Raw genomic sequence first — 22,573 nt, forward strand, 5'->3', positions numbered from 1 at the left:
ACGACGCGAGGGCAGCCAGTCTGCCCCATGCCGACCGGCGGCACCGCGGCGCCCGCGACCGGGCCCGCACCGGCGGCCGGACCGCCGCCGACCGGGCCGAGCGGGAAGCCGGAGCCGGCCGCGGGCGCCACCGGCGCGGCCGGGACGGCGTAGTCGCCGCCGTGCCGGATGCCACCGGTCGGCACCTCGGCGGGCGGGCCGTAGGTCTGCGGGGACGGCGGGGCGACCACCACCGAATCGGTGTGCACGGAGATCGGGCCGGGCCGCGGACCCGCGGCCGGCGGGTCGTAGCCGTCCGGCTCGTACACCGGCGGAGCGGGCGTGGTGTGGCCGCCGGAGGGGGTGCTGTAGCCGCCGTACCCGCTGCCGTACCCGCCGCGGTGGCCGCCGGTGTCGGCGGGCGGGGCCTGGACGGCCTGCTGCGGGGCGGCCGTCACCTGGACGCCCGCGGCCGGGGCGGCCTGCAGGTCCACGTCCAGGACCGGTGCGGTCCGGCCGGGGCCGGTCCTCGTCGTGCCCGCCGGGCCGTCGGCGGTCCGGACGCCGGGGCCGCCGAGGCCGTCCGGGTCACCGGAGGTGCCGGGGACGCCGTGCCCGCCCGGGCCGGTGCCCAGGTCGGCGGCGGCCACCGGGAGGCCGTCCGCGCCGAGCCGGACGCCGTCGGGGCCGACGGCCGCGTCCACCAGCGGGCGGCCGTCCCGGCCCGTCCCGGCGACCAGCGGCCTGCCGTCGGCGTCGGTGAGCAGCTTGCCGTCCTTGCCCACGGCCAGGCCGGCGGCCGGGTTGCCCTCCGCGTCCAGCATGACCGGGCGGCCGTGCGCGTCGAGGACGGGCCGGCCGTCCTTGCCGACGGCCAGGGAGAGGCCGGTGTCGCCGACCGCCCCGTCGGCGCCGACCGTCAGCGGCTTGCCCTGGGCGTCGGTCAGCGGCTTGCCGTCGGCGCCCAGCGCGAGGCCCGCCACCGGGGCGCCCGCGGCGTCGAGCAGCACGGGCTTGCCGTCGGCGCCGAGCACCGGGCGGCCGTCCGCGCCGACCTGCACGCTGACCCCGTCCACCGCGGGCAGCCGCTTGCCGTCCGCGCCGACCAGCACCGGGCGGCCCTGCGCGTCGGTGGCGACCGTGCCGTCCGGGTTGAGCGCGGCGGAGACGCCGCTGACCCCGGCCACCGCGGCGGCACCGCCGACGGCGGTGCCGAGCAGCTTGCCGGTCATCTCCCCGCCGGAACGGGCGGCGCTGAGGGTGCGGAACTGCCCGTGCTTCCCGGCGCCGTCGGCCTGCGCTATGCGCTCCAGGGCCGTCACGGCGGGCTCCTTCAGGGCCGCCTGCAGGCCGTCCTTCATCTCCCGGCCGAGCTCCGCCAGCAGCGCGCTGACCTTGATCTTCGCGGCCTCGACCGCGATCGCCTCGCCGGCCTCGGCGGCCGCGCCCTTCACCGTGCCGACGACCTGCCCGACCAGGCCGGAGAGGCCCTCCCCCTGCGCGGCCTTCACCTGGGCGGCGGCTGCGGCCTCCGCCTTGTCCGCCTCCGCGATCTCCTCGGCGAGCTCGGTGAGGACGGCGATCAGCCGGGCCTTGCAGTCGTCGACGGCCGCCGCCGCTGAAGCCGCGCCAGTGCTCGGCGAAGGCCTCGACGGCCGGGCCGGAGTTCTCGCCGGTGACGCGCTCGGCGGCCGAGACGCCGCGCCGGCCCAGCCGTTCGGCCTCGGCGCCGAACTCGCGCCACAGGCCGCCCGCGCGGCGCAGTGCGTCCTCGTCGGCCTCCGGCCAGTGGCGGCCGAGCCGGGCCATGACCGGAGCCAGCTCCTCGGGCAGGTTCCTGGGCATGTGGTCCCCCTTCGGTGGTGCGGCTTGACGGTCCGTCGACTCAGAGCGCGGTGGGAGCGGCGCCGGTTCCCGGGCCGACCGCCCGGAACGCGTCGCGGTTGCCCTGCTCGTTCTGCTCCGCGTTGTCGGCCATGGTGTGCAGGCCGGTTCCGATGCCGCCGAGCCGGTCGGCCAGGCCCTGCAGCCCGGCCAGCACGCCCTCCCGGGCGCCCTCGTACACCTGGCCGAAGCCCTGGCCCGGCTCGTCCCGCCCCCAGGGGGTGCCGAGCGCGGCCAGTCCGTTCTCCAGGTCGAGCGCGGCCCGCGCGAAGTCGTTCGAGACGGTCTCGAACTCCCGCCCCTCGCCGTGCAGTTCCCAAGGCTTCAGCAGAACCCTGTCGGCCATCCCCGTCCCCCGTCGTCGCGTCCCGTCCCCGCACGCAGCCGTCTGCAGCCCGCCATCCTAGGCCCCGGGCGCGGGGCGGCCCGTGCCGCGGTGAGCCTCTTCACCCTGCCTTCACGACCCGGCGGACGGGTGCGCACGGCCGGTGCACGGCCCGTGCGGGCGGGGTGCGGGGCAGGTGCGCCGCCGGTGCGCGGCTCCGGCGCCGTCGGGAAACGGCAGCCGAGGCCATACCCTTGCAGCGTGGCAGCAGCAGACACCGCACAGCACAAGAAGCCGAAGAAGAACGGCACGAAGCCGGCCTCTACGGTGGTCGACCTCGCGATGCCGACCGTGCGGCCCGAGGTCCCGCTGGACTTCCCGCGCGCCTGGGCAGAGTTCACCGACCCGGCCGACGAGGAGCAGGTGTTCCGCTGCGACCTCACCTGGCTCACCTCCAACTGGGGCTGCATCTTCGGCCGGGGGTGCCACGGCATCCAGGAGGGCCGCGGCGCCTCCGACGGCTGCTGCACCCTCGGCGCCCACTACTCGGACGAGGAGGACGAGCAGCGGGTCGCCGGCCACGCCGCCCGGCTCACTCCGGAGATCTGGGAGAACCACCCGCACGGCACCGACGCCAAGGGCCGGATCCGCCTCGACGGCGGCATCACCATGCTCGACGAGGACGGCGACCGGCAGACCCGGCGGATCGACGGCGCCTGCCTCTTCCGCAACAGCCCGGACTTCCCCGGCGGCGCGGGCTGCGCGCTGCACATCCTGGCCCTGCAGGAGGACCGCGAGCCGCTGGAGACCAAGCCGGACGTCTGCTGGCAGCTCCCCGTCCGCCGCACCTACGACTGGATCGACCGGCCGGACGACACCCGCTACCTGCAGGTGAGCATCGGCGAGTACGACCGCCGCGGGTGGGGGCCGGGCGGCCACGACCTGCACTGGTGGTGCACCGGCAGCCCGGAGGCGCACGGCGCGCCGGACCCGGTGTACGTCAGCTACCGCGCGGAGCTCACCGAACTGATGGGGCCCGAGGCGTACGCCGTCCTGGTCTCCCTCTGCGAGCAGCGCATCGCCACCAAGGGCCACAAGAAGCTCGCCCCGCACCCGGCGGACAGGTAGGAGGAACCGCCCAGGGGCGCGTGGGGGCACCCCTATGGGTTTCCCCTACTTGTCGATGTCGCCGACGACGAAGAACATCGAGCCGAGGATGGCGACCATGTCGGCGACCAGGGTGCCCGGCAGGAGTTCGGTGAGGGCCTGGATGTTGTTGTACGAGGCGGAGCGGAGCTTGAGCCGCCAGGGCGTCTTGTCGCCGCGGGACACCAGGTAGTAGCCGTTGATGCCGAGCGGGTTCTCGGTCCAGGCGTAGGTGGTGCCCTCCGGCGCCTTGAGGACCTTGGGCAGCCGCAGGTTGACCGGCCCCGGGGCGAGCCCGGCGAGCCGGTCGAGGCAGGCGTCGGCGAGGTCGAGCGAGTTGGCGGTCTGCTCCAGCAGGCACTCGAAGCGGGCCAGGCAGTCGCCCTCCTCCCGCACGACGACGGTCAGCAGGTCGGCGAGCTCCCCGTACGCGAGGTAGGGCTCGTCGCGGCGGAGGTCGAAGTCGACCCCGCTGGCCCGGGCGATCGGGCCGCTGACGCCGTAGGCGTGCACCTGCTCGCGGGTGAGGGTGCCGACCCCGGCGGTGCGGCCGCGGAAGATCTCGTTGCCGAGGACGAGGTCCTCGTAGACCGGGAGCTGCTTGCGGACGGCGGCGACGGCCTGCCGGACGCGGCCGAGCCAGCCGGCCGGGAGGTCCTCCTTGAGGCCGCCGACCCGGTTGAACATGTAGTGCATGCGCCCGCCGGAGGCCTCCTCCAGGACGTGCTGGAGCTCCTCGCGGCCGTGGAAGGCGTGGAAGATCGGGGTGATGCCGCCGAGCTCCAGCGGGTAGGAGCCGAGGAACATCAGGTGGTTGAGCACCCGGTTGAGCTCGGCGAGCAGGGTGCGGATCCACACCGCCCGCTCGGGGACCTCCATGCCGAGCATCCGCTCGACGGCGAGGACGACGCCGAGTTCGTTGGAGAAGGCGGAGAGCCAGTCGTGCCGGTTCGCCAGCATGATGATCTGGCGGTAGTCGCGGGCCTCGAAGAGCTTCTCGGCGCCGCGGTGCATGTAGCCGATGACCGGCTCCGCGGTGACGATCCGCTCGCCGTCCAGCACCAGCTTCAGCCGGAGCACGCCGTGCGTGGACGGGTGCTGCGGGCCGATGTTGAGCACCATGTCGCTGGTGCCCAGCTCACCCGTGAGCTGCTGCGCACCCGCGCCGATGCCGACCGTGGTCTCCCTCATGGCTACAGAGTCTGCCACCCCGCGGGTGCGGGGAGTCCCTCCAGGCTCCGCGGTACCGGCATGCGGACGGCCTGGGCCAGCCAGCCGAAGCCGCCGAGGCCGGCCGGGTCGGTCAGTTCGGCGGCCTCGCCGGCCCCGCCGAGGGCCCGCAGGTAGCCGGCCGGGTCGGTGGAGGCGAGGGCGAGCGGCGGCCGTCCGCCGTGCACGCCGAGGGCGCGCAGTGCGGCCCGCTGCGTCGTCCACAGGCTGTGGACGGTCGGGGCGGCCGCCGAAGCGGCCGAGTCCAGGGCGACGTGCGCGGTGACGTCGCAGCTGCCGTCGGGCACGGGCCGGACCTCGCGGCCGCCGCGGAATCCGGCGAGGGTGCCGAACGGCGGCCGGTCGGCGGCGGTGTGGGCGTAGTCGACGGCGACGGCGAGGCCGCGGTCGAGGGCGGCGACGGCCGAGGCCCAGGCCTCGTCGCGGGTGCGGCCGAGTTCGATCCGGTCGCCGTCCGGCCACCAGCGGGCGGCCCAGGCGGCGTCGGCGGCCTCCAGCGGGCCGCCGGGGCGTTCCTCTCCGTCGGGCCCGACCTCGACGTAGCGCAGCACGCCGTCCTCGTCGGGTTCGGCGAGGTCGAGCGGCACGTTGTCGAGCCACTCGTTGGCGAAGAGCAGCCCGGTCAGCCCGGTCGGCAGGGTGTCCGTCCACACCACGGACGGGGGCAGGCCGGCCGGGCGGGCGGCGAGTTCGACGGCGTGGGGGCGGACCCGGGCGGCGAGCTCGGGGGCGAGGGCGGCGAGGACTCCGGTGACGAGTTCGCCGCGGCCGGCGCCCACGTCGACCAGGGCGAGCTCGTCCGGGCGGCCGAGGGCCTCGTCGGTCTCGGCGAGCAGCCGGGCGACGGCTCCGGCGAACAGCGGCGAGGCGTGCACGGAGGTGCGGAAGTGCCCGGCCGGCCCCTCCGGGCCCCGGTAGAAGCCGTCCGCGCCGTACAGCGCCTCCTCCATGGCGGGCCGCCACCGCATCCAGGTCACGTGGGTCGACGCTACCGGTCGGCGGGGGTGTCCCGGCGGGGGCCGTCTCCACCCTGCGGCGGATGGCGGATCGCTCTCGCGGCGGACCTGGGGGCGGTGTGCGACTGCCTAGGCTTGGAGCGTGCATCGACTCAACGCCTGGCTCCGCCGTCACCCGATGGTGGTCGACTCCGCCTGGGCGCTGGTGGTCCTCCTGCTCGGCGTGCTGTCCGACTTCTCGGAGTCGGACCTGCAGCTCTACGGCGGTCTGGCCTTCTCGCTGGCGATCGCCGCGCTGATGGTGGTCCGGCGCCGGTACCCGGACCTGGCCGCGGCCGGGGGCACCGCGCTCGGGCTGGGCCAGCTCGTGCTGGACGTGACTCCGGGCGCCTCGGCCATCGGCTACCTGGTGTTCGCGTACACGGGGGCGGCCTTCGGCTCGCGGTGGGCGTCCCGGCTGGTGCTCGCGGTGGGTCTGGTGGCCGGTCCGCTGACGCTGTGGCGGTTCGACAACAGCGGCGACCCGGTGCCGGACGACCCGTCGCCGCCGCCGGGGCCGAGCACCTGGCAGCTGGTGTTCGTGGCGGTGCTGATGTCGACGCCGTTCGTGCTCTGCTGGGCGTGGGGCCGGCTGACCCGGGTCCGCGGGGCCTACCTGGTCGAGCTGGAGGACCGGGCGGCCCGGCTGGAGCGCGAGCGGGACGCACAGGCGAAGGTGGCGGTGGCGGCCGAGCGCGCCCGGATCGCCCGGGAGCTGCACGACGTGGTCGCGCACAACGTCTCGGTGATGATCGTTCAGGCCGACGGCGCCGCCTACGTGCTGGACAACTCGCCGCAGCAGGCGAAGGAGGCGCTCGGCACGATCGCCGCGACCGGCCGCCAGGCGCTGGTGGAGATGCGCCGGCTGCTCGGCGTGCTGCGGACGTCGGAGACGGCCGAGGAGTACGTCCCGCAGCCCGGCGTGGAGGAGCTGCCGGAGCTGCTGGAGCAGGTCCGCACGGCCGGCCTGCCGGTGGACTTCGCCACCTCGGGCGAGCCGCGGGAGCTGCCGCGCGGCCTGGAGCTGACGGTGTACCGGATCGTCCAGGAGGCGCTGACCAACGTGCGCAAGCACGGAGGTCCGGGCGCCCGGGCCCGGGTCGCGGTGGACTTCGGCGACCGCGACCTGGAGGTGCTGGTCGAGGACGACGGCCGCGGCAGCACCGCCGAGCAGATGGACGGTGGTGGCGACGGGCCCGGCCATGGTCTGATCGGCATGCGCGAGCGGGTCGGCATGGTGAGCGGCAGCCTCGACATCGGCCCGCGGCCGGGCGGCGGCTTCCGGATCCGGGCCGTCCTCCCCCTCAAGGCCGCCGGCTGAGTCCGGGGCACGACCGATCAGGTGAAGGAGAACCGACCGTGACCATCCGCGTGATGCTCGTGGACGACCAGGAGCTGCTGCGTACGGGCTTCCGGATGGTCCTGCAGTCGCAGGGCGACATCGAGATCGCCGCCGAGGCGGGCGACGGCGCGCAGGCGCTGGAGCTGCTCGCCGGGACGGAGGTCGACGTGGTGCTGATGGACGTCCGCATGCCGCGGCTGGACGGCGTGCAGGCCACCCGGCGGATCTGCCTGGACGAGTCCGGCGCGCCGCTGCCGGGGGCGCCGCACGTGCTCATCCTGACCACCTTCGACCTGGACGAGTACGCCTTCGCCGCGCTGAAGGCCGGGGCGAGCGGCTTCCTGCTGAAGGACGTCCCGCCGACGGAGCTGGTCGCGGCGATCCGCGCGGTGCACGGCGGTGACGCGGTGGTCGCGCCGACCACCACCCGCCGCATGATCGACCGCTTCGCGCAGGTGCTGCCGACGCCGTCGACGGCGCCCGGCTCGCCGGTGCTGGAGCCGCTCACCGACCGCGAGCGGGAGGTGTTCCTGCTGGTGGCGCAGGGCCTGTCGAACGGCGAGATCGCCGCCCGGCTGACCCTGTCGGAGGCCACCGTGAAGACCCACGTCGGTCGGATCCTGGCCAAGCTGGGCCTGCGCGACCGCGTCCAGGCCGTGGTGCTGGCCTACGAGAACGGCCTGGTCCGCGCGGGCGCCACGGACTGACCGGGGTTCGTACCGCGGCGCGGGGCCGCCCCCGGCGGGTGGCCCCGGCGCCCCCCTCGGGTGTCCCCGGTCAGAGCCGCCGCAGGCCCTGGATGACCTCGCGGAGCAGGCGGACGTCCGGGCGGCCGGCCTCGGCGGCACCCTGGCCGACCCGGACGAGTCCGGCCTGGACGAGGTCGCCGAGCAGCACCCGCAGGGCGCCGATCGGCAGGTCGGCGTCGGCGGCCAGTTCGGCCAGCGGGCAGGGCCGGTCCCGGATCCGGTCCAGCAGGGCGCTGCGGGCGTGGTCCAGGTGGGCGGCCGGTTCGGCGTCCGGCACCGCCGAGACCGCGGCCAGCAGGTCGTAGCGCTCGCCCTCGGCGGAGCGGGTGCGCCCGCCGGTCAGGGTGAACGGCCGGACCATCGGGCCGGCCTCGTCGTCGTACCAGTGCCCGCTCATGTGGCCGCCCCCGGGCCGGCGGCCGGTTCGGCGCCGGCCCGGGCGGGGGTGGAAAGGTGGCGCCCGACCCGGCGGACGAGCATCTGCATCTCGTACGCGATCTGGCCGACGTCCGCCTGCGGCCCGCAGAGCACGGCCAGGCAGCTGCCCTCGCCGGCCGGGGAGACGAAGAGGAAGGCGTCCTCCAGCATCACCATGGTCTGCCGGACCGAGCCGGCCTCGAAGCGGCTGCCGACGCCGCGGGCGAGGCTGTGGAAGCCGGAGCAGACGGCGGCGAGGTGGTCGGCGTCCTCGGTGCTCAGCCCGGCGGAGGCCGCGGTGGGCAGGCCGTCGGAGGAGAGCAGCACGGCCTGGCGGACGTGCTCGGTGCGGTCGACCAGGTCCTCCAGGAGCCAGTCCAGGCCGCCGGCGGCCTGCTCGGTGGTCTCGGGCGTGCTCATCGTTCGTCCTCCGGGTCGTGCGGGGTGCGGGCGTCGGTGCCGCGGCCACGGCCGCGGTCCAGCCCGCGCTGGAACGCGCCGAAGACGGCGCCCATCTGCTCGGCCGAGATCTCGGGTCCTCCGGCGGGCGGCCCGGCGGGGGCGTCCGCCCCGGGCGGGTCCTGCAGCCGGGGCGAGAGGGACGCCTGGCGGGTCCGGGTGGGCAGGGCGCGCCGCATCGGCAGCACGGCCGCCGCGGGCGCCTCGGCCACGGGTCCGGGCTCGGCCCCGGCCGGCGCCTCGGGCACCGGGACGGGCCGCGGCGCGGGCTCGGGCGGCTCCGCGAGGACGGCCTTCGGCAGCAGCACCACGGCGGTGGTGCCGCCGTACGGGGAGCGGCGCAGCGCCACCTCGATGCCGTGGCGGCGGGCGAGCCGGCTGGTGACGAAGAGGCCGAGCCGTTCGGTGCGGGTGGGGTCGAACTCCTGCGGTTCGGCGAGGGTGCGGTTGGCGGCGGCGAGTTCGTCCTCGTCCATGCCGAGGCCGCGGTCGTCGATCTCCAGCACGCAGCCGTGGGCGGCCTCGCCGGCCCGCATGGACCTGGGCGTGCGGCGGGGAGAAGACCGTGGCGTTCTCGATGAGTTCGGCGACCAGGTGGGGGCGAGGTCGCCGACGGCGGCGCCGGAGACGAAGACCTGCGGCATCGGCGGGACGACCACCCGCTCGTACTCCTCGACGGCGCCGACCGCGGAGCCGACCACCTCGACCAGCGGGACGGGCTTGCGCCAGCGCCGGCCGGGGGCGGCGCCGGAGAGGATGATCAGGCCCTCGGCGTGGCGGCGCATCCGGGTGGCGAGGTGGTCGACGCGGAAGAGGTCGGCGAGCTCGTCGGGGTCGGTGGCGCGGCGTTCCATGGCGTCGAGCTGCTTGAGCTGGCGGTGGATCAGGGCCTGGCTGCGGCGGGCGATGTTGACGAAGACGCCGGAGATGCCGGCCCGCAGGCGGGCCTGTTCGACGGCGGCCTCGACGGCGGCGCGGCGGGCGTGGTTGAGGGCGCGGCCGAGGTCGCCGATCTCGTCGTCGTGCTCGCCGGCGGCGAAGGCGAGCCGTGGTGCGGCCCGCTCGACGTCGACGGTCTCGCCGGCGGCCAGGCGGCGGACGACGTCGGGCAGCTGGCGGTTGGCCAGCCGGTCGGCGGCGACCCGCAGCCGGGTCAGGCGGCGGGTGATCCGCCGGCCGGTGCGCACCGAGTACCAGACGGAGAACACCACGGCGAGCAGGCCGGCGCCGCCGGCGAGGCCGGCCTTCAGCAGCTGGTCGCCGGCGTAGGCGCGGCCGCGGGCGGCGGAGTTGAGCGCGGCGTCCTTGCACAGCTCCATGTAGCGGTGGACGACCGGGTCCATGGTGGTGCGCCAGCCGTTGCGGTCGACGGCGCGGCCGGCGGCGTCGGCGCCGGCGTCCAGGACGCCGTCCTCGGCGGCGGTGAGCGCGGTGTAGCGGGGGTCGACGGCGAAGGTCTCGAAGCCGGCCCGGGAGTCCGCGGGCAGCGCGGCGACGTAGGTCCGCTGGAAGACCCGGCGGTCCTCGACGACGGCGGCGAAGGCGCGGAACTGGGCGGGGGTGAAGGAGCCTGCGGCCCGGGCGCCGGAGCCGAGGGCGTCCTCGCGGGAGACGAACTCGCGCACCCGGACGAGTTCGACGACCACCTGGGCCTCGCGGGCGAGCCGGCCGGCCTGCAGGGCGGTGAGCGCGGACTCGACGGCGAAGGACGGCTCGACGGCGGCGGTGTACCGCTCGACCGCGGCGTCCCAGCTCAGGGCGCGGGTGATGACGGCCTGGCGGAGCGGGGCGAGGCCGTCGGTGGCGGTGATCATCGCGGTGAGGGTGTCCCGCTGTTCGGCGGTGAGCTCGTCCTGCCGGTCGGGGTTCTCGGCGGCGGCCCGCACGGCGCGGACCTTCTCGTCGGTGGCCCGCTCCTGCGCGGTGTAGGCGGCGAGGGCGGCCGGGTCGCCGCCGGAGCCCAGGTACTCGGCGGCCAGCCGGCGCTCGATCTGGATCTGGCCGACGGCGGTGTCCACCGGGCTGCCGAAGTACTCGTAGGCGTCCTTGAGGCGGACGAGGGCGCGCAGGTCGCCGGTCATCGAGACCATGGCGAAGGTCCACAGTCCGACCAGGGCGACGACGGGGATCAGCACCAGCGCGATGATGCGGGTACGGATGGTGCGGGGTCGGCGCGGGCGGGCAAGGCCGAGGCGTCTGGGCATGGTCTCCCTCGTGTCCCGGGGCTCGGACTGCGCCAAGTTACCCGGCCGTAGCGTTCGGGTCGCCAGGAGGGTCGTGAAGCTTCCGTGGAGATCCGGGGGCCGGCCCCGCGCGGCGGGGGCGCACCGGCCGCCCCGTACGATGGAGCGGTACGTCTGGTACCTGCACAGGACTGGAACGGGAAGCAATGACGAGGGCCGAGCCGTGAGCGCGTCCGACAATGCCCCGGCCCTCGGGCCGACCGACCCCTTCGGGGATCCGCTGGACCCGGAGAACCGGCCCGCCCGGCTCTCCGTCGGCGTGGTCGGCACCGGCCGGGTCGGCCCGGCGCTGGGCGCCGCGCTGCAGCTGGCCGGGCACCGGGTGGTCGCCGCCTCCGGGGTGTCCGCGGCCTCCCGGCGCCGCGCCGAGGCGCTGCTGCCCGGCGTGCGGCTGGTGACGCCGCCGCAGGTGCTGGCCGCCGCCGACTTGGTGCTGCTGACGGTGCCCGACGACGCGCTCGCCGACCTCGCCGCCGGGCTGGCCGCGACCGGCGCGATCCGCCCGGGCCAGATCGTGGTGCACACCTCCGGCGCGCACGGCGTGGCGGTGCTGGAGCCCGCCGCCCGGGCCGGCGCGCTGCCGCTGGCGCTGCACCCGGCGATGACCTTCACCGGCACCTCGGTGGACCTGGCCCGGCTGGCCGGCTGCCCGTTCGGGGTGACCGCCCCCGACGAGCTGCGCCCGGTCGCCGAGGCGCTGGTCGTGGAGATGGGCGGCGAGCCCGAGTGGGTGCCCGAGGAGGTCCGCCCGCTCTACCACACGGCGCTCGCGCACGGCGCGAACCACCTGGTCACCCTGGTCGCGCAGGCGATGGAGCTGCTGCGCGGGGCCGGGGTCGCCGAGCCGGGGCAGCTGCTCGGCCCGCTGCTCGGCGCGGCCCTGGACAACGCGCTGCGCTCCGGCGACGCCGCGCTGACCGGCCCGGTCGCCCGCGGCGACGCCGGGACGCTCCGCCGGCACCTGCAGCAGTTGCGGACGGCGTCCCCGGACATCGGGCAGGCGTACCGTGCGATGGCCCGGGCCACCGCACAGCGGGCGGTCCGCGGCGGACCGCTCAAGGAAGAGGCGGCGGCTGCGCTGCTGGACGTACTCGACGAGGAGACCCCCTGATGGCACGCGGCAAGCAGCCGGCGAAGGCGAAGGCCCCCCGCACCACCGAGCTCACCCGCACGGTGGAGGAGTTCGAGGCCGCGTTCTGGCCCGACGACCAGCCGGTGGACAACGCCGTGGTGATGACCATGGGCGCGCTGCACGCCGGCCACGCCGCGCTGATCCGGGCGGCCCGCCGCCAGGTCGGCCGGGACGGCCGGGTGGCCGTGACGGTCTTCGTCAACCCGCTGCAGTTCGGCGCCGGCGAGGACCTGGAGCGCTACCCGCGCACCCTGGACGCCGACCTGGAGGTCGCCCGCGAGGCCGGCGCCGACGTGGTCTTCGCCCCGACCGTCGAGGAGGTGTACCCCAACGGCGAGCCGCTCGTCCGGCTGTCCGCCGGGCCGATGGGCGACGGCTTCGAGGGCGCGTCCCGCCCCGGCCACTTCGACGGCATGCTGACCGTCGTCGCCAAGCTGCTGCACATCACCGACCCGGACTTCGCCTTCTTCGGCGAGAAGGACGCCCAGCAGCTGGCGATCGTCCGCCGCATGGTCGCCGACCTGGACTTCGACGTGGAGATCGTCGGCGTCCCGACCGTCCGCGAGGAGGACGGGCTGGCGCTCTCCTCCCGCAACCGCTTCCTCTCCGACACCGAGCGCGGGCAGGCCCTGGCGCTGTCCCGGGCGCTGTTCGCCGGCCGCGACGCGGGCGCGCAGGGCGCGAAGGCGGTCCGCGAGGCCGCCGCGGCCGTCCTGGACGGCGCCGACGGTGTCACCCCCGACTACCTCGCCCTGATCGACCCGGACTCCTTCACCGAGGTGCCGGACGACTTCACCGGCGAGGCCCTGCTGGCCGTGGCCGCCAAGGTGGGCCCCGCCCGCCTGATCGACAACGTCGGCGTCATCGTCCGGTAGCGCACCACCCCGCACCACCCCGCTCGACCCCCCGTAGGCATGCACTCTCCCCCGGCCCCGCCGGGGGTCCCACCAGGAGGCGTGACCAGATGCTCCGCACCATGCTCAAGTCCAAGATCCACCGCGCCACGGTGACCCAGGCCGACCTGCACTACGTCGGCTCCGTCACCGTCGACGAGGACCTGCTCGACGCCGCGGACCTGCTCCCCGGCGAGCTCGTCCACATCGTCGACATCAACAACGGCGCCCGCCTGGAGACCTACACCATCGCGGGCCCGCGCGGCTCCGGCGTGATCGGCATCAACGGTGCCGCCGCGCGCCTGGTGCACCCGGGCGACCTCGTGATCCTCATCGCGTACGGCCAGATGGACACCGCCGAGGCCAAGGCGTACCTGCCCAAGGTCGTCTTCGTCGACGGGGACAACCGGATCACCGGCATGGGCGGGGACCCGGCCGAGGCGCCCGAGGGCAGTGGCCTGCTCCGCGGCGACCGGGCGTACCGTGATGCGGACGGCGCGAGTGCCGACGCCGCGCGCTGAAGGAGCCAGTGAAGCCATGCCGTACCGCCTGACCGCCCCCGCCCCGGGCTGGACCGCGACCACCGACGTCGTCGTGGTCGGCTCCGGCGTCGCGGGCCTGACCGTCGCGCTCAACGTCCGCCGGGCCGGCCTGCGGGCCACGGTGGTCACCAAGGCGATGCTGGACGACGGCTCCACCCGCTGGGCCCAGGGCGGCATCGCCGCCGCCCTGGGCGAGGGCGACACCCCCGAGCAGCACCTCGACGACACCCTCGTCGCCGGCGCCGGCCTGTGCGACGAGGACGCGGTGCGCACCCTCGTCACCGAGGGCCCGGACGCCGTGCGCCGGCTCATCGCCGTCGGCGCCGCCTTCGACCAGGACGAGGACGGCACGATCCTGCTCACCCGCGAGGGCGGCCACCACCGCCGCCGGATCGCGCACGCCGGCGGCGACGCCACCGGCGCGGAGATATCCCGCGCCCTGGTCGCCGCCGTCCGCAACGACCCCGGCATCGAGCTGATCGAGCACGCGCTCGTCCTCGACCTGCTCACCGACGCCGACGGGCACGCGGCCGGCCTCACCCTGCACGTCATGGGCGAGGGCCAGCGGGACGGCGTCGGCGCCATCCGCGCCCGCGCCGTGGTGCTCGCCACCGGCGGCATGGGCCAGGTCTTCTCCGCGACCACCAACCCGGCGGTCTCCACCGGCGACGGCGTCGCCCTCGCGCTGCGCGCCGGGGCCGAGGTCGCCGACCTGGAGTTCGTCCAGTTCCACCCGACCGTGCTCTGGCTCGGGGCCGACGCCGAGGGCCAGCAGCCGCTGGTCTCCGAGGCTGTCCGCGGCGAGGGCGCGCACCTGGTCGACGCCTCCGGCGAGCGCTTCATGCTCGGGCAGCACGAACTCGCCGAGCTCGCCCCGCGCGACATCGTCGCCAAGGCGATCACCCGGCAGATGCAGCTGCGCGGCACCGACCGCATGTACCTGGACGGCCGGCACTTCGGCGCCGAGATGTGGGAGCACCGCTTCCCGACCATCCTCGCCTCCTGCCGGGCCCACGGCATCGACCCGGTCACCGACCTGATCCCGGTCGCCCCCGCCGCCCACTACGCCTCCGGCGGCGTGCGCACCGACCCGGCCGGCCGCACCACGGTGCCCGGCCTGTACGCCTGCGGCGAGGTCGCCTGCACCGGTGTGCACGGCGCCAACCGGCTCGCCTCCAACTCCCTGCTGGAGGGCCTGGTCTTCGCCGAGCGGATCGCCGCCGACCTGGCCGCCCGGCACGCCGCCGGCGACCTGCCCGAGCGGGCCGTCGACGTCGCCGCCGCCCTGGAGGCCAGCACCGTGCCGCTGCTCGCCCCCGAGGCGCGCGCCGAGATCCAGCGGCTGATGTCCCGCGGGGCCGGCGTGCTGCGCTCGGCCGGGTCGATGGCCGCCACCGCCGAGGGCCTCACCGTCCTCGCCCGGGAGGCCTCCGCCTACCTGGACGAGGGCAAGCCGGCCGACCCCCGGGTGGAGACCTGGGAGGCCGCCAACCTGCACCTGGTCGCCACCGCACTGGTCGCCGCCGCGGCCCGCCGCGAGGAGACCCGCGGCTGCCACTGGCGCGAGGACTTCCCCGACCGCGACGACGCCCGCTGGCAGCACCACCTGGTCACCACCCTCGACGCCGACGGACACCCGAGCGTCCGGGCGTGACACCGTCCCCGGCGCACCCGGCCGATCACCTAGGAGCACCACGATGACCCACGACGAACTTCCGCTCGCCTCCGGCGGCTGCGGCGACGGCTGCGCCTGCGGCGAGGGCGAGGCGTACGAGACCGGGCTGGACCCGGCGCTGGCGGCACTGCTGGAGGAGGCCGGCCTGGACCCGGTCGAGGTCGAGGACGTCGCGATGCTCGCGCTCGGCGAGGACCTGGCCGGCGGCGAGGACGTCACCTCGGTGGCGACCGTCCCCGCGGACGCCGTCGCCACCGCCGACTTCACCGCCCGCTCGGCCGGCGTGGTCGCCGGCCTGCGGGTGGCCGAGGCCGTCGTCTCGCTGGTCTGCGAGGAGGAGTTCGAGGTCGAGCGGCACGTCGAGGACGGCGCCCGGGTCGAGGCCGGCCAGGTGCTGCTCTCGGTGCGCAGCCGCACCCGCGACCTGCTGACCGCCGAGCGCAGCGCGCTGAACCTGCTCTGCCACCTGTCCGGCATCGCCACCGCGACCCGGGCCTGGGCGGACGCCCTGGAGGGCACCGGCGCGGTCGTCCGCGACACCCGCAAGACCACCCCGGGCCTGCGGGCGCTGGAGAAGTTCGCCGTCCGCTGCGGCGGCGGCGCCAACCACCGGATGGCGCTGTCCGACGCCGCGCTGGTGAAGGACAACCACGTGGTGGCGGCCGGCGGCGTCGCGGAGGCGTTCCGCGCGGTGCGGGCGGCGTACCCGGACCTCCCCGTCGAGGTGGAGGTGGACACCCTGGAGCAGATCGCGCCGGTGCTGGAGGCCGGGGCGGACCTGGTCCTGCTCGACAACTTCACCGTGCCGCAGCTCAAGGAGGCCGTCGCCCTGGTGGCCGGCCGGGCGAAGCTGGAGGCGTCCGGCGGACTGACCCTGGCCACCGCCCGCGAGGTCGCCGAGACTGGTGTCGACTACCTGGCCGTCGGGGCCCTGACGCACTCTTCGCCGATCCTCGACATCGGCCTGGACCTCCGCGCCTGACTCCGCCTCAACAGAAAGCCATCCCGTGCTCCTCACCATCGACGTCGGCAACACCCAGACCACGCTCGGCCTGTTCGACGGTGAGGACATCGTCGAACACTGGCGGATCTCCACCGACCCGCGGCGCACCGCGGACGAGCTGGCGGTGCTGATGCAGGGCCTGATGGGTGCCCACCCCATCGTGTCCGCCGAGGACAAGGTGGCGGGGCTGTCGATCTGCTCGTCCGTGCCCGCCGTGCTCCACGAGCTCCGCGAGGTGACGCGCCGTTACTACGGCGACGTGCCCGCGGTGATCGTGGAGCCGGGGGTGAAGACCGGGGTGCACGTCCTGATGGACAACCCCAAGGAGGTCGGCGCCGACCGGATCGTGAACGCACTGGCCGCCAACCACCTCTACGGCGGCCCGTGCATCGTGGTGGACTTCGGCACCGCCACCACCTTCGACGCGGTGAACGCCCGCGGCGACTACGTGGGCGGCGCGATCGCGCCCGGCATCGAGATCTCGGTGGAGGCGCTGGGCCTGCGCGGCGCGCAGCTGCGCAAGATCGAGTTGGCCCGCCCCCGCAACGTCATCGGCAAGAACACCGTTGAAGGGATGCAGTCCGGCATCCTGTACGGCTTCGCCGGGCAGGTCGACGGCCTGGTCAACCGGATGGCCCGGGAGCTCTCCAAGGACCCGGACGACGTCCAGGTGATCGCCACCGGCGGCCTGGCCCCGCTGGTCCTCGGCGAGGCCGAGACCGTCGACGTGCACGAGCCCTGGCTCACCCTGATCGGCCTGCGGCTGGTCTGGGAGCGCAACAAGGCGTGAACGGGCATTCCCGCCAAGCCCGCTGACGGACGGTCGGCCCCACGGGGCCGGCCGTCGTCACGTCGGATCAGCGGCAGATACGCCAATCGGGACAACTGCGGCGCCAATCGCCCGAAATCGGACGTACGCCACGTACTGTCACCTCATGCCTACGCCACACGGATCGCGGGGCGGCATGGCTTTCAGCGCCGACGAAGTCCGCGTGCTGCGCCGCGCCCTTGCCCAAGCCCTCTACCCGGCCCTCCCCGACGACCGGCTGCACCTACCCGGACCGTCCGGCGCGCTGTGGGCGGAGGACGTCCAGGACGCGCTGCGCCTCACCGAGTCCATCGACGAGGCCGTCCGGGAGGGCGGCCGGCTGCGCAGCTTCCTGCTGGCCGACCTGGCCCGCTACCGGTCCGCGCTGCCCGGCGGCGCCCGCGGCTACCTGGAACGGCTGGAGGAGGCCGTGTCGGACGGCTACCTCCCCACCCCCGAGGACCTGTCGGCGCTCCGCTCGCTCTCCCGGCAGCCGTGCGGCCCCGCCGAGCACGCCCGGCGCTCCCGGCTGGCCGGCCGCTGCCACGCGATGGCGGAGGCCGAGGTCCGCGAGCGGCTGTCGTTCGCCTCCGGCCAGCGCCATCTGATGGCCGTACCGAGCCCGGCGTGCGAACCCCTGCCCGCCCCGACCCTTGGAGGACGCGTTCCGATGAGCAGCACCCCCAGGCCCCCGGCCCACGGCGAGCAGCCGCAGCCCCGCAGGATGCCCACCCCCGCCGAGCTCTTCGGCCGCCGCCCCAAGTCCAGGCCGCAGTCCCAGCCGCCCGCGCCGGACGACGAGGAGGCCGAGCTCGCCACCGGCACCGGCTGAGGCACCCCCGTTCGGCGGGGGCCCCGCCGCGCGTCGATGTGTCGACTCTGCAATGGGCCCGGGGGAATTTCGGTCACAGATCGACAACACTCGCTGCCGGTACGAACGGTCACGTCCCGAACTGTCCGATTCATCTGCCCGTGACTCCCCCGGGGCCGCCCTAGGGTCTGCGCCACACGCAAAACCGAAGACCCTGGGGGGAAAATGCGCATCGGACGCACACGCGCCCTTGCCCTGGCGACGGCCGTCGCAGCCGTCGCACTCGGCGGCTCCGCCGCCGCGCCGGCATTCGCCGCCGACCTCGTGCTCGACGCTCCGACAGCGGTGTCCCTCGTCCCGGCGCCCGCGAGCGGCGACCCGGTGGCGAAGCACGTCACGCTGAACCTGACCGGCACCGTGAAGACCGGTTCGCACGACATCACGTACACGTTCGACGCGAGCGGCCTGGCCGGCCTGGCGGAGTTCGCCCCGGAACTCGGCAACGCCGCCTGCACCGTCCAGGGCGCCGTGACCACCTGCAAGGGCACCTTCTACTCGCAGGACGGCAGGCTCAACCAGCAGATCAACCCGCAGCTCACCGCCCTCAAGGGCGCCGAGCTCGGCAAGACCGGCCACCTCAAGGTCACGGAGACCACCGACGCCGGGACGGTCAGCGCCGACGTGAGCGTCTCGGTCGGCGGGCCGGACCTGCGGGTGAAGACCAAGGAGCAGCTGACGGGCGTGAAGCCCGGCTCGACGATCACCCCGTCCGTCCAGGTGGTGAACCAGGGCTCGCTCCCCAGCGGCCGACTGGTCCTCGTCCTCAGCGGGATCGCCGGGGTGAAGCCCGAACGACAGTTCGCCAACTGCGACTACGCCACCGGCGCGGGCAGCCAGGCCCCTTCCTACGAAGTGGCGATCTGCACCGTCAACACCTCGGTCGCCCCCGGTGAGACGGTGACGATCGACCCGATGAAGTTCGGCGTCGACAGCAGCGCCCTGCACAGCTACATCGACGTCGCGGTGCTCCCCGGCGAGGGCGAGGACACCGCCTGGTACCGCAAGAGCATGACCTTCGTGCACGGCCCCGCCGGCAAGCGGCTCACCGCCGGCAAGCCCGAGTCGGACGACACGAAGCCCGGTCCGCCGAACGCCACGCAGTACGCCGAGAACATGGTGTCGATCGCGCTGGACGTGGACAACACCGCCGACTTCTCGGCCATCGGCGCGTGGAAGCCGGGTGCCGACGGCCACCAGGGGAAGCTCACGGTCGGGCTGCGCAACAGCGGCCCGGGACACCTCTACGACCGCAGCGGCGGCGAGGCCGCGCCGAACGTCCTCGTGGTGTTCCCCAAGGGCGTCACCGTGGCCAAGGAGCCCGCGGGCTGCAGCGCCGTCCGCTGGGAGAACGGCCAGGAGGTCAAGAACCCCGTCAAGTGGGCCTGCGACGCACCGTCGGACGTGCCCGCCGGCTTCCAGAAGACGTACGACTTCGACCTGAAGGTCACCGCCGCAGACCCGGTCGCGGTGGTCTCGCTGCAGAACACCCGGAGCTCCGTCGAGCCCGGCCACCCCTCCGCCGTCATGCCGTGGGACCACAACCCGGGCAACGACCTGACCCGGGTGACGCTCGGGACCAAGGCCGACGGCTCCGTGCCCACCCCGGGTGCCTCCCCGAGCGCCTCCGCCTCGCCCAGCACGCCGACCGGCAGCGCCTCGCCCTCCACCCACGCCTCGCCGTCCGCCTCGGCCTCGGCCTCGCAGAGCGCGGGTGCGGGTGCGGGTGCGGGCTCGGCCTCGTCCGGCGGAGGTGCCCTCGCGTTCACCGGCGCGTCCGGGCTCGGCACCATCGCCGCGGCCGGCACCGGCGCGGTGCTGATCGGCGGCGCGGTGTTCCTGGCCACGCGCCGCCGCAAGGGCGCCCACCAGTAACACCCCCCTCCGCGTCGGCGGCCCCGGAGCGCCTCCGCGGCGCTCCGGGGCCGCCGCGCGAAACCCGTGCGGGAGCGCGGCCCGGCGGTGGCTACCCTTGTGGGGTGAGCGATCAGACCACCGTGCCCCAGGCCGACGACCTCCCCGAGCAGATGCGCATCCGGCGCGAGAAGCTGGACCGGCTCCGGGCGGCCGGAATCGACCCCTACCCGGTCGGCTTCCCCCGCACCACGACCATCGCCGACCTCCGTGCCAAGCACCCCGACCTGGCCGCGGACACCGCGACCGGCGAGCGGGTCGGCATCACCGGCCGCGTCATCCTGGCCCGCACCGGCGGCAAGCTCTGCTTCGCCACCCTGCGCGACGGCTCGGGCGACCTGCAGGTGATGCTCTCGCTGGACAAGCTGGGCGAGGAGCGGCTGGCGGCCTGGAAGTCCGACATCGACCTCGGCGACCAGGTCGGCGTGGAGGGCGAGGTCATCACCTCCCGCCGCGGCGAGCTGAGCGTCATGGTCGACCGGTGGGAGCTCACCGCCAAGTGCCTGCGCCCGCTGCCGGACAAGCACAAGGGCCTGACCGACCCGGAGGCCCGGGTCCGCCAGCGGTACGTGGACCTCATCGTGAACCCCGAGGCGCGCGAGATGCTCCAGCTGCGCACCAAGGTGATCCGCTCGATCCGCCGCACCTACGAGGACCGCGGCTACCTCGAGGTCGAGACGCCGATGCTGCAGCCGATCCACGGCGGCGCCAACGCGCGTCCGTTCAAGACCCACATCAACGCGTACGACATCGAGCTCTACCTGCGCATCGCGACCGAGCTCTACCTCAAGCGCCTGGTGGTCGGCGGCGCCGAGAAGGTCTTCGAGATCAACCGGAACTTCCGCAACGAGGGCGCCGACGCGACCCACAACCCGGAGTTCACCGCCCTGGAGTCGTACGAGGCGTACGGCGACTACGACACCCAGGCCGAGCTGATCCGCGCGATCGTCGTCAACGCCGCCCGGGACGCCCTCGGCACCACCGTGGTCCGCGGCCTCGGCCCGGACGGCGAGGAGCACGAGATCGACCTGGCCGAGCCGTGGGAGGAGGTCTCGGTGTACCCGGGCATCTCCGCCCGCCTCGGCACCGAGATCACCCCGGAGACCTCCGTCGAGGAGCTCCGCGCGCTCGCCGACGGCGCCGGCGTGCCGTGGGAGAAGGAGTGGGGCCACGGCCAGATCGTCCTGGAGATGATCGAGCGGCTGCTGGAGCACCACGCGATCCGGCCGACCTTCATCCGGGACTACCCGACCGAGGTCTCCCCGCTGACCCGCCAGCACCGCTCGGTCGCCGGCGTCGCGGAGAAGTGGGACCTGGTGATCTTCGGCACCGAGATCGGCACCGCCTACTCCGAGCTGATCGACCCGGTCGAGCAGCGCGCCCGCCTGACCGCCCAGTCGCTGCTGGCGGCCGGCGGCGACGTCGAGGCGATGCAGCTGGACGAGGACTTCCTGCGCGCCCTGGAGTACGCGATGCCGCCCACCGGCGGCCTCGGTCTCGGCGTGGACCGTCTGATCATGCTGCTCACCGGCAAGAACATCCGCGAGACGGTGCTCTTCCCGCTGGTGCGGCCCGATCAGCGAAGTGGGGCAGAGACCAGGAGCAGCAGCGGCGCCGCCGCTGCGGACGACGCAGAAGCAGAAGAGGAGTGACCTGATGGACTACGTCAGCGCGATCGTGCCGCCGCTGGTCATGGCGATCGGCTTCGGCTTCCTGGTGCGGGCGATCATCCGCAGCCAGGGCGGCGCCCAGAAGGCCAAGGAGGACGCCGCCGCCGACGCGATGGCCGCCGCGGCCCCTCGCGCCGCGGAATAGCCTCGGCGGGCCCGTTCGACACGCACACCGGCGCGCCGCCGCCCCCGCCAAGGGGGTGGCGGCGCGCCGGTCTGCTTGCCGAATCGCCGATTTTGTCCGAATCAGTTCCTATCCTGGCCGGACTATGGTGCGGCAACTCGGAGAACTCGAGAACGACATCATGACCAGGGTCTGGCAGTGGAACCGCCCGGTCACGGTTCGCGAGGTTCTGCAGGATCTGCGGACGGAACGCGATATCGCGTACACCACCGTGATGACGGTGCTCGACAAGCTGTACAGAAAGGGCTGGCTCCGGCGGGAACAGGTCGGCCGGGCGTATCGATATGAGCCGGTCTCCTCGCGCGAGGCGTACACCGCGGCGCTGATGAACGACGCCTGGGCGACGAGCGACAATCCGGCGGCGGCGCTGGTGCACTTCTTCGGACTGATGTCGCCGGAGCAGCGCGAGGCGCTGCGGGACGCCCTGCGGGTGGCCGCCGTCCTTCCCGCGGAACCGCCGCGGCCCGGGACGGAACGGGGCACCGGGGAGACCGGCGGCGGCGCGGCACGATAACGTCCCGGCATGGAGGTCACCATCCGCCGGGCGCGGACCACCGATGTGCGGGCAGTACGGGCACTCATCGACGCCTACTCGCGCGACGGCATTCTGCTCGACAAGCCCACGGTCACCCTGTTCGAATCCGTTCAGGAGTTCTGGGTGGCCGAGCGCGACGACACCGGCACGGTGGTCGCCTGCGGTGCGCTGCACGTCATGTGGGAGGACCTGGCGGAGGTCCGCACGCTGGCGGTGCACCCCTCCTGCAAGGGCCTGGGCCTCGGACACCTCCTGCTGGAGAAGCTGCTGCAGACCGCGCGCTGGCTCGGCGTCCGTCGGATTTTCTGCTTGACGTTCGAGGTGGCGTTCTTCGCGAAACACGGTTTCGTCGAGATCGGGGAAACCGACGATCGTACGTCAGACCCGGCGGCCGTGGCCACGGAAGTCTATGAAGAACTCCTGCGCTCGTACGACGAAGGAGTCGCGGAGTTCCTGGACCTGGAGCGGGTGAAGCCCAACACCCTGGGCAACTCGCGCATGCTCCTGCGCCTCTGAGCGCGCCCTTGTGAGCCTTGCGGGACGCATCCCGATCGGGTAGGGGTTTGAGTTTTCCGGGAAA

21 protein-coding genes and 2 pseudogenes are annotated in these 22,573 nt (G+C 74.6%); 15 read left to right on the forward strand and 8 right to left on the reverse strand.

From position 1 onward, the window contains the following. The 3 genes and pseudogenes from ABD353_RS21450 to ABD353_RS21455 form a co-directional block, all read right to left on the reverse strand. Positions 1-1,490 (reverse strand): annotated as a pseudogene (locus tag ABD353_RS21450) (hypothetical protein); the annotation flags it as partial. A gap of 103 nt (positions 1,491-1,593) precedes the next feature. After that, positions 1,594-1,824, reverse strand: a pseudogene (locus tag ABD353_RS40715) (WXG100-like domain-containing protein); the annotation flags it as partial. Between the two features lie 40 nt (positions 1,825-1,864). Further along, on the reverse strand, positions 1,865-2,209 hold the full coding sequence (locus ABD353_RS21455) for a hypothetical protein (protein WP_344625281.1): 345 nt from the start codon (positions 2,207-2,209) through the stop codon (positions 1,865-1,867). 321 nt (positions 2,210-2,530) lie between these two features. Between ABD353_RS21455 and ABD353_RS21460 the strand changes: the two genes are divergently transcribed. Further along, positions 2,531-3,316 (forward strand): DUF3109 family protein, encoded by a 786-nt coding sequence (locus ABD353_RS21460; RefSeq protein WP_344625304.1) that lies wholly within the window; start codon positions 2,531-2,533, stop codon positions 3,314-3,316. A gap of 45 nt (positions 3,317-3,361) precedes the next feature. Here ABD353_RS21460 and ABD353_RS21465 read toward each other — a convergent pair whose 3' ends face one another. Together ABD353_RS21465 and ABD353_RS21470 are read right to left on the reverse strand one after the other, a co-directional pair. Next, complete coding sequence (locus ABD353_RS21465; RefSeq protein WP_344625282.1) at positions 3,362-4,525, reverse strand: NADH-quinone oxidoreductase subunit D; 1,164 nt, start codon at positions 4,523-4,525, stop codon at positions 3,362-3,364. Between the two features lie 2 nt (positions 4,526-4,527). Continuing rightward, complete coding sequence (locus tag ABD353_RS21470; protein WP_344625305.1) at positions 4,528-5,532, reverse strand: SAM-dependent methyltransferase; 1,005 nt, start codon at positions 5,530-5,532, stop codon at positions 4,528-4,530. A gap of 130 nt (positions 5,533-5,662) precedes the next feature. On the opposite strand from ABD353_RS21470, the gene ABD353_RS21475 reads away from it, so the two are divergent. Next, positions 5,663-6,880: a sensor histidine kinase gene (locus ABD353_RS21475; RefSeq protein ID WP_344625283.1), complete on the forward strand. Its 1,218-nt coding sequence runs from the start codon at positions 5,663-5,665 to the stop codon at positions 6,878-6,880. 38 nt (positions 6,881-6,918) lie between these two features. Further along, positions 6,919-7,608, forward strand: coding sequence for a response regulator (locus ABD353_RS21480; protein ID WP_344625284.1), 690 nt, complete (start codon positions 6,919-6,921; stop codon positions 7,606-7,608). A gap of 70 nt (positions 7,609-7,678) precedes the next feature. Here ABD353_RS21480 and ABD353_RS21485 read toward each other — a convergent pair whose 3' ends face one another. The 3 genes from ABD353_RS21485 to ABD353_RS21495 are packed head-to-tail and all read right to left on the reverse strand — an operon-like array spanning position 7,679 to position 10,730. Beyond that, positions 7,679-8,047: a DUF742 domain-containing protein gene (locus tag ABD353_RS21485; RefSeq protein WP_344625285.1), complete on the reverse strand. Its 369-nt coding sequence runs from the start codon at positions 8,045-8,047 to the stop codon at positions 7,679-7,681. Beyond that, positions 8,044-8,487 (reverse strand): roadblock/LC7 domain-containing protein, encoded by a 444-nt coding sequence (locus ABD353_RS21490; protein WP_344625286.1) that lies wholly within the window; start codon positions 8,485-8,487, stop codon positions 8,044-8,046. Before ABD353_RS21490 ends, ABD353_RS21485 begins: the two co-directional genes overlap by 4 nt. Then, the gene (locus tag ABD353_RS21495; protein ID WP_344625287.1) at positions 8,484-10,730 is read right to left on the reverse strand and encodes a sensor histidine kinase; all 2,247 of its coding nucleotides are present in this window, start codon (positions 10,728-10,730) and stop codon (positions 8,484-8,486) included. Before ABD353_RS21495 ends, ABD353_RS21490 begins: the two co-directional genes overlap by 4 nt. Before the next feature lie 202 nt (positions 10,731-10,932). Here ABD353_RS21495 and ABD353_RS21500 point away from each other — a divergent pair, with 202 nt between their 5' ends. The 12 genes from ABD353_RS21500 to ABD353_RS21555 all read left to right on the forward strand — a co-directional run bounded on the left by ABD353_RS21500 (position 10,933) and on the right by ABD353_RS21555 (position 22,509). After that, positions 10,933-11,880 carry a Rossmann-like and DUF2520 domain-containing protein gene (locus ABD353_RS21500; RefSeq protein WP_344625288.1) on the forward strand — a complete coding sequence of 316 codons (948 nt, stop codon included), beginning with the start codon at positions 10,933-10,935 and terminating at the stop codon, positions 11,878-11,880. Further along, on the forward strand, positions 11,880-12,776 hold the full coding sequence (gene panC, locus ABD353_RS21505; protein WP_344625289.1) for a pantoate--beta-alanine ligase: 897 nt from the start codon (positions 11,880-11,882) through the stop codon (positions 12,774-12,776). Before ABD353_RS21500 ends, panC begins: the two co-directional genes overlap by 1 nt. Before the next feature lie 89 nt (positions 12,777-12,865). Continuing rightward, positions 12,866-13,315 (forward strand): aspartate 1-decarboxylase, encoded by a 450-nt coding sequence (gene panD, locus ABD353_RS21510; RefSeq protein WP_344625290.1) that lies wholly within the window; start codon positions 12,866-12,868, stop codon positions 13,313-13,315. Positions 13,316-13,331: 16 nt separating this feature from the next. Further along, positions 13,332-14,990: an L-aspartate oxidase gene (locus tag ABD353_RS21515; protein ID WP_344625291.1), complete on the forward strand. Its 1,659-nt coding sequence runs from the start codon at positions 13,332-13,334 to the stop codon at positions 14,988-14,990. Between the two features lie 43 nt (positions 14,991-15,033). Next, positions 15,034-15,993, forward strand: a complete 960-nt coding sequence (gene nadC, locus ABD353_RS21520) for a carboxylating nicotinate-nucleotide diphosphorylase (RefSeq protein WP_344625292.1) — start codon at positions 15,034-15,036, stop codon at positions 15,991-15,993. 25 nt (positions 15,994-16,018) lie between these two features. Next, positions 16,019-16,804: a type III pantothenate kinase gene (locus ABD353_RS21525; RefSeq protein WP_344625293.1), complete on the forward strand. Its 786-nt coding sequence runs from the start codon at positions 16,019-16,021 to the stop codon at positions 16,802-16,804. A 175-nt stretch (positions 16,805-16,979) separates the two neighbouring features. After that, entirely contained in the window at positions 16,980-17,654 is a 675-nt protein-coding gene (locus ABD353_RS21530; RefSeq protein WP_344625294.1) for a hypothetical protein, read from the forward strand. Positions 17,655-17,858: 204 nt separating this feature from the next. Then, positions 17,859-19,565, forward strand: a complete 1,707-nt coding sequence (locus tag ABD353_RS21535; RefSeq protein WP_344625295.1) for a hypothetical protein — start codon at positions 17,859-17,861, stop codon at positions 19,563-19,565. 104 nt (positions 19,566-19,669) lie between these two features. Continuing rightward, positions 19,670-21,256, forward strand: a complete 1,587-nt coding sequence (gene lysX, locus ABD353_RS21540) for a bifunctional lysylphosphatidylglycerol synthetase/lysine--tRNA ligase LysX (protein WP_425555221.1) — start codon at positions 19,670-19,672, stop codon at positions 21,254-21,256. Between the two features lie 4 nt (positions 21,257-21,260). Beyond that, positions 21,261-21,419, forward strand: coding sequence for a hypothetical protein (locus tag ABD353_RS21545; RefSeq protein ID WP_030267803.1), 159 nt, complete (start codon positions 21,261-21,263; stop codon positions 21,417-21,419). A 124-nt stretch (positions 21,420-21,543) separates the two neighbouring features. After that, entirely contained in the window at positions 21,544-21,972 is a 429-nt protein-coding gene (locus ABD353_RS21550) for a BlaI/MecI/CopY family transcriptional regulator (RefSeq protein WP_030267802.1), read from the forward strand. A 9-nt stretch (positions 21,973-21,981) separates the two neighbouring features. Continuing rightward, positions 21,982-22,509: an amino-acid N-acetyltransferase gene (locus tag ABD353_RS21555; RefSeq protein ID WP_344625296.1), complete on the forward strand. Its 528-nt coding sequence runs from the start codon at positions 21,982-21,984 to the stop codon at positions 22,507-22,509. Positions 22,510-22,573: the final 64 nt, after the last annotated feature.

Origin of the sequence: Kitasatospora arboriphila (assembly GCF_039528095.1) — a bacterium.
GTDB classification, from domain to species: domain Bacteria; phylum Actinomycetota; class Actinomycetes; order Streptomycetales; family Streptomycetaceae; genus Kitasatospora; species Kitasatospora arboriphila.

Coding starts and splice junctions, on each gene's coding strand:
- panD (WP_344625290.1), top strand. CDS start 12,866: ATGCTCCGCACCATGCTCAAGTCCAAGATCCACCGCGCCACGGTGACC.
- panC (WP_344625289.1), top strand. CDS start 11,880: ATGGCACGCGGCAAGCAGCCGGCGAAGGCGAAGGCCCCCCGCACCACC.
- ABD353_RS21550 (WP_030267802.1), top strand. CDS start 21,544: ATGGTGCGGCAACTCGGAGAACTCGAGAACGACATCATGACCAGGGTC.
- ABD353_RS21495 (WP_344625287.1), bottom strand. CDS start 10,730: ATGCCCAGACGCCTCGGCCTTGCCCGCCCGCGCCGACCCCGCACCATC.
- ABD353_RS21490 (WP_344625286.1), bottom strand. CDS start 8,487: ATGAGCACGCCCGAGACCACCGAGCAGGCCGCCGGCGGCCTGGACTGG.
- ABD353_RS21555 (WP_344625296.1), top strand. CDS start 21,982: ATGGAGGTCACCATCCGCCGGGCGCGGACCACCGATGTGCGGGCAGTA.
- ABD353_RS21485 (WP_344625285.1), bottom strand. CDS start 8,047: ATGAGCGGGCACTGGTACGACGACGAGGCCGGCCCGATGGTCCGGCCG.
- ABD353_RS21535 (WP_344625295.1), top strand. CDS start 17,859: ATGCGCATCGGACGCACACGCGCCCTTGCCCTGGCGACGGCCGTCGCA.
- ABD353_RS21545 (WP_030267803.1), top strand. CDS start 21,261: ATGGACTACGTCAGCGCGATCGTGCCGCCGCTGGTCATGGCGATCGGC.
- ABD353_RS21470 (WP_344625305.1), bottom strand. CDS start 5,532: ATGCGGTGGCGGCCCGCCATGGAGGAGGCGCTGTACGGCGCGGACGGC.
- ABD353_RS21530 (WP_344625294.1), top strand. CDS start 16,980: ATGGCTTTCAGCGCCGACGAAGTCCGCGTGCTGCGCCGCGCCCTTGCC.
- ABD353_RS21465 (WP_344625282.1), bottom strand. CDS start 4,525: ATGAGGGAGACCACGGTCGGCATCGGCGCGGGTGCGCAGCAGCTCACG.
- ABD353_RS21460 (WP_344625304.1), top strand. CDS start 2,531: ATGCCGACCGTGCGGCCCGAGGTCCCGCTGGACTTCCCGCGCGCCTGG.
- ABD353_RS21515 (WP_344625291.1), top strand. CDS start 13,332: ATGCCGTACCGCCTGACCGCCCCCGCCCCGGGCTGGACCGCGACCACC.
- ABD353_RS21455 (WP_344625281.1), bottom strand. CDS start 2,209: ATGGCCGACAGGGTTCTGCTGAAGCCTTGGGAACTGCACGGCGAGGGG.
- nadC (WP_344625292.1), top strand. CDS start 15,034: ATGACCCACGACGAACTTCCGCTCGCCTCCGGCGGCTGCGGCGACGGC.